This is a genomic window from Kurthia zopfii, from assembly GCF_003143955.1.
In the GTDB taxonomy this organism is placed as follows: domain Bacteria; phylum Bacillota; class Bacilli; order Bacillales_A; family Planococcaceae; genus Kurthia; species Kurthia zopfii.
On record NZ_QFVS01000062.1, the window covers coordinates 1 to 6,146 of the forward strand.

Below are 6,146 nucleotides of genomic sequence, written 5' to 3' on the forward strand. Positions count from 1 at the left end.
ATTCTATAGGGAAACTCACTTGTTTTCTATTTTTTTTGAATAAAAATAACGTTCATGAAGTTTCCGCACCGATCTGATGAGAGATCGGTGCTTTTTTCTTCACCAACGTTATTTATTGTAGAACCTTCTTTTTTTATTCTTCTACATGATATTGCTGATAAACTTCGCGTTTTTGAAGTCCACGTTCTTTCGCTACTTCTTTAATTGCTTCTTTTGAAGAAATATCCTTCTGCTCCATCAGTTGCGTCACATGATCCACGATCGCTAAATCTTCCCACCACGCAGCTTCTTCAATCACTTCTTCATGAGTTCCTTCTATTACAATAACAAACTCTCCACGAATTTCATTTTCATTCGCCCACTCGATTACTTCATCAATTGAACCTCGAATGAATTCTTCAAACTTCTTCGTAATTTCACGAGCAAGTACGATTCTTCGTTCACCTAAGACCAGCTGCATATCTTTCAACGCATCTTTCAATCGATGTGGCGCTTCATAAAGTAAAATCGTTTCTTGGCGTTTTTTCAATTGCTCTAATCCTTCACGGCGTTCCTTCTTATAACGGCTTAAAAAACCATGGAAGTAAAATGGTTGCGTCGGTAAACCAGAAGCAATCAACGCAGTAATCGCTGCATTCGCGCCCGGTAGTGGTACGACAGCAAAACCTTCTTCAATCGCCTTCATTGAAATATCAGCACCTGGATCAGAAATAGCTGGTAAACCTGCATCGCTCACTAACGCAATCGTCTTACCCTCTCGTAGCATCTGTAATAATTTTTCGCCGCCCTGCTCCTGATTATGATCATGATAGCTTGTAAGCGGTGTATCAATCTCAAAATAATTACATAGACGTTTCGTATTTCTCGTATCTTCAGCTGCAATAACATCTGATTCTTTTAGAATTCGGATTGCACGCATTGTCATATCTTCTAAATTACCGATTGGTGTCGGTACTAAATATAGACAAGGCCCTTTTTCATGTTGACTACTCATTTGAGTTTGAATCATTTTTGCACCTACTTTCTTCTATATAAATAAGCTTTTGTTTTCTCGTTTTCTTTTTAAAATGATATTCGGCAGAAAGCGCCTCTGATTTCGACTCAAATAATTCCGTATAAACATACACAACAGGTAATCGCGCTCTCGTATATTTCGCGCCCTTTCCTTCATTATGTGTGCGTAGACGATTTTCTAAATTATTCGTATACCCAGTATACAAAGTGTCATCAGCGCATTTTAATACATACATAAAATGCTGATCATTCTTTTCCATACAACATCTCTCTAACCACTGGCGTATATTCACCCGCATCATCATAGACATATAACGGCGGTAGAATTTTCAAGTCTGGTTTACCATCTTTAATTCCTTCTATTAAAAGAGTATTCGCTTCCTTACCCGATTTCGGATAAACAAACTGAATACGCTTCGGCTCGATTCGATTCGCTCTCATAGCTGTAACGATATCTAATAATCTTCCAGGTCTATGGACAAACGCTGCTTTTCCACCTTGCTTTAACAATTTACCTGTCGTGTAAATCATTTCATCCAACTTCAAGTGAATTTCATGTCTTGCAATTGCCATATGCTCTTTTAAATTTTTATCACTCGCTTCATGCGCTAAAAAATAGGGTGGATTACACGTCACGACATCATGCTTCTCGACTCCGAGTACAGGCGCGATCGTTTTAACATCACCTTTGATAATTTCAATTTGTTCTTCTAATTCGTTGTACTTCACACTACGCTCCGCCATATCAGCTAGGCGATCTTGTAATTCAACAGCCGTGATTTTCGCTTTTGTACGAGCGCTTAAAAACAACGGAATTGCACCATTCCCTGCACAAAGATCAACAATACTCCCTTTATGATGTGGTACATTTACAAATCTAGATAAAAGAACTGCATCTAATGAAAAAGAAAAAACGGATGGGCTCTGAATAATTCTTAAGTTTTCATTTAATAAGTAATCCATTCGTTCATCATCTTTCAACCATTCGTCCATCTAACATTACCTCCAACATAGCAAAAGACTGAGCCACAAAAGTGGAATCAGTCTTTAGCCTTTTTGCTTTTCGCCTTTTTTATCAAAAAACGTAAGACAGAATAAACATTCTTCGCCTTTTCTTGAACTACCAAAATTCAATGAACATACGTGATAACCTTCGTGATAAAGACGGGCTAAATTATCGTAGCCCTCACCAATATCAAAAGCATCTTTTTTCGCATGCTCTGGCTTTTCTTCATTCCCGATTACTTCACTACTCGCCATTACTTTCTCAAGTCTTGTGCGTAAGTGGTGGTTATCCATTTGGAGCGCTTGATGCTCCTCCATCATTGATGCAACAGAGTTTTTCAATACTTCAAACTGCTTTTGCATCAAATCTAGTTGCTGTTCGAATTCCATAACATTATCTAAAAAATTACGGTCCTTCACTCAAGCCACCTCATTATTTATCTATTGGTTTGAACTGCTCGCGCTTTGCAGAATCTCATCCAAAGTATAGTCTAAAACACGCTTTTGCTCGAATAATTCTATTTGTAGAATTCTTTCTAAAATATTCATACCTACTACCTTACCTTTTCCGTCAGGTGTGTTTACGGTACGACCAACATCCGGCATTTTCTCTCTAACTTCTTCATACTCATCATTTTCGTATTTTAAACAACACATTAAACGACCACATAAACCTGAAATTTTTGTAGGATTTAATGATAAGTTTTGATCTTTTGCCATTTTAATTGATACTGGCTCAAAATCTCCTAAAAAAGTTGAACAACATAGCATACGGCCACATGGACCAATCCCACCCAACATTTTAGCTTCGTCACGAACACCGATTTGTCGTAACTCGATTCTTGTACGGAACACCGCAGCAAGATCCTTTACTAACTCACGGAAGTCTACGCGACCTTCTGCTGTAAAATAGAAAATAATTTTATTTCGATCAAATGTATATTCAACATCGACTAATTTCATGTCTAAGTTATGTTCTACTATTTTCTCAGTTGCTAAATCAAAAGCTCGTTTAGAATCCTTTGAATTTTCTTCAACTTGGACACGATCTTTCTCATCAGCAGGTCTTACTACTTGCTTAAGCGGAAGCACTACATCATTTTCATCCACTTCACGCACTTCAACGACAATTTTGCCGTATTCTACGCCGCGTGCAGTTTCTACAATAATGTATTCTCCTTTTTCAATTGAAAATTCACCGGGATCAAAATAATAAATCTTACCCGCTTTTTTAAAGCGAACACCGACTACTTTATACAAAGGATTTCCCCTCCTGAAGGTCTAGCATTAACTGTTCCATCAGCAATGTTCGGTTCATATTACTTTGCAACTGCTGGCGGGCTTTTAAAATAGCCTGTAATTGAGCCGACAGTGAGTTATATGATGAATTTAAAGCCATTTGCGTCCAAACTTGTTTCATGTCTGGGTACGTAAGCTCTCCATCTGAATTTGCCTTTATGGTAACTATATCACGAATCGCGAACAGTAATAGGTCTAATGCTAATTCCACCTGCTCTTTTTCTTTAAAGGTGGGCAACCAATATTCGTGTACAACTAATAAAGCCTCATGTACATTAATTGATATTGCCTCTACCAATTTTAACACTGTTTTTCTTGCAAGTGCAAACTCATCATCTTGAGAAAGAGTAATTGCCTCATCTAAATTTGCGGTTACCATACTTAATGTAGAGGCTACCGAGTGCGTGACTTGCTGTTCTTGCAAAGCCATTATCATCATTTTACGCGATACTGGCTGAAATTTTATATGCTGACATCTAGAGCGGATCGTTGGAATAATAGCATTAATATTTTTTGTTAGAAAAATTGCTGTTACTAGTCCGTCTGGTTCTTCCAGTATTTTAAGTAATTTATTCGCAGATTTCACGTTTAGTCTTTCTGATTCATAAACTACATAAACCTTCCTGCCAGCCTCAAGCCCCTTTTTACTTAATTCATCTAAAAGTGTCTCAATCGCATCCACTTTAATAAATTGGCCATCCGGATGAACTTCTAAATAATTTAGGTGGTTTCCAGATTTCACTCGCGCACAACTTCTACATGTTTCACATGGAACATTTTCTATTGGATGTTCACATAACAATAATTGTGTGAAATAACGCATCATTTCCTCGACACCAGAACCTTTTGTGCCTTCAAATATGTAAGCATGCCCCACTTTACCATTTTTATAAATGGATTGTAGTTGTTTCAATGCATTTGGTTGAATGTCTTTTAATAATGCTACATCATATTGCACGTGATCACCTCTTTTTTGAAAAAAACCCGTGTTTCGGTTACACCGAGAACCACGGGATTTAAGTATATAAATTAATTAATAGACCTTTGATTTCACCTATTTTTGCTAATAAATCCACTGAGCTTTTTTCTTCATTTAACATATCTTCCGTTAATTCAAGTAGTTTTTCGTCAATCGTATCTACGATTTTCAAACGACGCCCTTCACCAAATCGATTCCATGTATGAGATTGTTTCAATTCCATACCTGAAGAAACCGTTTCTTTTAAAAAGCGTTTAATTAACATTTTGAACTTCGCTAGATCTCTTAAGTTTTTTGATCTTGCAATTCGATCTCCAGCAGAAGATATATCACCTAAAAGCTTTGTTACTTGTTCCGTTTGCATTTTTTGACCTTGGTTTAACACCATATCTCCAAAGCGTGTGTTTGGCTGTTGTAACGCTACAGGCTTTCTAGCTTGGTTATTACCAATTCGAAGATCTTGATTAATCTTCAATGATTACGCCTCCACTCTAAAAATGATGGAACTGTTCAATTGGTAATACAAATACTGTTGCTCCACCGACTTCTACTTCAACAGGATATGGGATATACGAATCTGCATTCCCGCCCATTGGTGAAATAGGTGCCACCATTTGATCACGTGCACGACAGTTTTCACGAATTACATCTAACGCTTTCGGTACTAATGAATCTTCAGTACCTATTAAAAAAGTAGTATTCCCAGACTTAAGGAATCCACCCGTACTTGCTAACTTTGTTGCTCTAAAATCGTTTTTTGTTAAAGCGTTGGAAAGTCGATTACTATCTTGGTCTTGTACTACTGCTACCACTAATTTCATACGTCTCCACCCCACTATATAATTGATTCTTTCTTTAAATTATACCACAACTGTACAAATGCTTTCTTCTCTTACATATATGTTTGTAAAATTCCCCATACTTCATGTACAACCTCATCGACATTTTTTGAAGCATCTACCACTCGAATTCGGTTAGGGTATTTCTTCGCTAATTGTAAGTAAGCTTCTCTGACACTTTGATGGAAAGCAAGACTTTCAACATCTAATCGATTGATTTCTCGCCCACTATTCGCATTAATTCTAGCTAAACCTACTTCTGGTTCTAAGTCGAATAGAATAGTAAAATCAGGCATTTGATCACCGATAGCAAATACATTAATGTCATGTACAGCATCTATTCCTAAATTACGTCCTACGCCTTGATAAGCTAGTGAAGAATCAATAAAGCGGTCACATAAAACAAACTTACCACTTGCTAAAGCTGGTGCAATTTTTTCTGCAAAATGTTGGCTTCGCGCCGCAGCATACAATAATGCTTCCGTTCTTGAATCCATTTCAGTATGTTCTGGATCTAAAATGATTGAACGGATTTTTTCTGCAATTTTACTACCACCTGGTTCTCTAGTAGTTAACACTTCTATTCCCTGTTCTTTGCATTTTTCAGCAATCAGTTTTAGAATAGTCGTTTTACCAGCACCTTCTGGCCCTTCAAATGAAATAAATAATGAATTTCCCACTATATAAAATCTCCTCTATTAATCACTATTGAATATAGCATCTTATTTTGCTTTTTTTGATTTAATAAGCATTGAACCTATAACTGTAATTGCAATTGCAACCCAACGAATATATTTTTTCATATAAAGATTCAACTCCTTGGAACTATCATAACATAATCAAAGAAATGTTCTAAATGCTAAATATAAGTATTTTTGACATAAAAAAAAGAACCACTCTACAAGTGGTTCTTCGTTTGCGTAGCAATGTCCTACTCTCACAGGAGGAAACCTCCAACTACCATCGGCGCTAAAGAGCTTAACTTCCGTGTTCGACATGGGAACGGGTGT

At 36.9% G+C, this 6,146-nt stretch carries 9 protein-coding genes and 1 rRNA gene; all 10 read right to left on the reverse strand.

Features of this window, described 5'->3' with window-relative positions:
- Window positions 1–133: 133 nt before the first annotated feature.
- On the reverse strand, window positions 134–1,009 hold the full coding sequence (rsmI, locus tag DF281_RS14030; RefSeq protein ID WP_166636161.1) for a 16S rRNA (cytidine(1402)-2'-O)-methyltransferase: 876 nt from the start codon (window positions 1,007–1,009) through the stop codon (window positions 134–136).
- Entirely contained in the window at window positions 987–1,274 is a 288-nt protein-coding gene (locus DF281_RS14035) for a GIY-YIG nuclease family protein (protein WP_109350889.1), read from the reverse strand. The genes rsmI and DF281_RS14035 overlap by 23 nt, the downstream gene beginning before the upstream one ends.
- Window positions 1,261–2,007 (reverse strand): tRNA1(Val) (adenine(37)-N6)-methyltransferase, encoded by a 747-nt coding sequence (locus DF281_RS14040; RefSeq protein WP_109350890.1) that lies wholly within the window; start codon window positions 2,005–2,007, stop codon window positions 1,261–1,263. Before DF281_RS14040 ends, DF281_RS14035 begins: the two co-directional genes overlap by 14 nt.
- Before the next feature lie 54 nt (window positions 2,008–2,061).
- On the reverse strand, window positions 2,062–2,439 hold the full coding sequence (yabA, locus tag DF281_RS14045) for a DNA replication initiation control protein YabA (protein ID WP_109350891.1): 378 nt from the start codon (window positions 2,437–2,439) through the stop codon (window positions 2,062–2,064).
- 21 nt (window positions 2,440–2,460) lie between these two features.
- Window positions 2,461–3,279, reverse strand: a complete 819-nt coding sequence (locus DF281_RS14050) for a PSP1 domain-containing protein (protein ID WP_109350892.1) — start codon at window positions 3,277–3,279, stop codon at window positions 2,461–2,463.
- On the reverse strand, window positions 3,272–4,276 hold the full coding sequence (gene holB, locus DF281_RS14055; RefSeq protein WP_109350893.1) for a DNA polymerase III subunit delta': 1,005 nt from the start codon (window positions 4,274–4,276) through the stop codon (window positions 3,272–3,274). The genes DF281_RS14050 and holB overlap by 8 nt, the downstream gene beginning before the upstream one ends.
- Window positions 4,277–4,334: 58 nt before the next feature.
- Complete coding sequence (locus DF281_RS14060; protein WP_109350894.1) at window positions 4,335–4,772, reverse strand: YaaR family protein; 438 nt, start codon at window positions 4,770–4,772, stop codon at window positions 4,335–4,337.
- A gap of 16 nt (window positions 4,773–4,788) precedes the next feature.
- A complete protein-coding gene (locus tag DF281_RS14065) occupies window positions 4,789–5,118 on the reverse strand; it encodes a cyclic-di-AMP receptor (RefSeq protein WP_109350895.1) in 330 nt (109 codons plus the stop codon).
- A 71-nt stretch (window positions 5,119–5,189) separates the two neighbouring features.
- The gene (gene tmk, locus DF281_RS14070; RefSeq protein ID WP_109350896.1) at window positions 5,190–5,816 is read right to left on the reverse strand and encodes a dTMP kinase; all 627 of its coding nucleotides are present in this window, start codon (window positions 5,814–5,816) and stop codon (window positions 5,190–5,192) included.
- A gap of 238 nt (window positions 5,817–6,054) precedes the next feature.
- Window positions 6,055–6,146: ribosomal RNA gene (rrf, locus tag DF281_RS14075) — 5S ribosomal RNA — on the reverse strand; the annotation flags it as partial.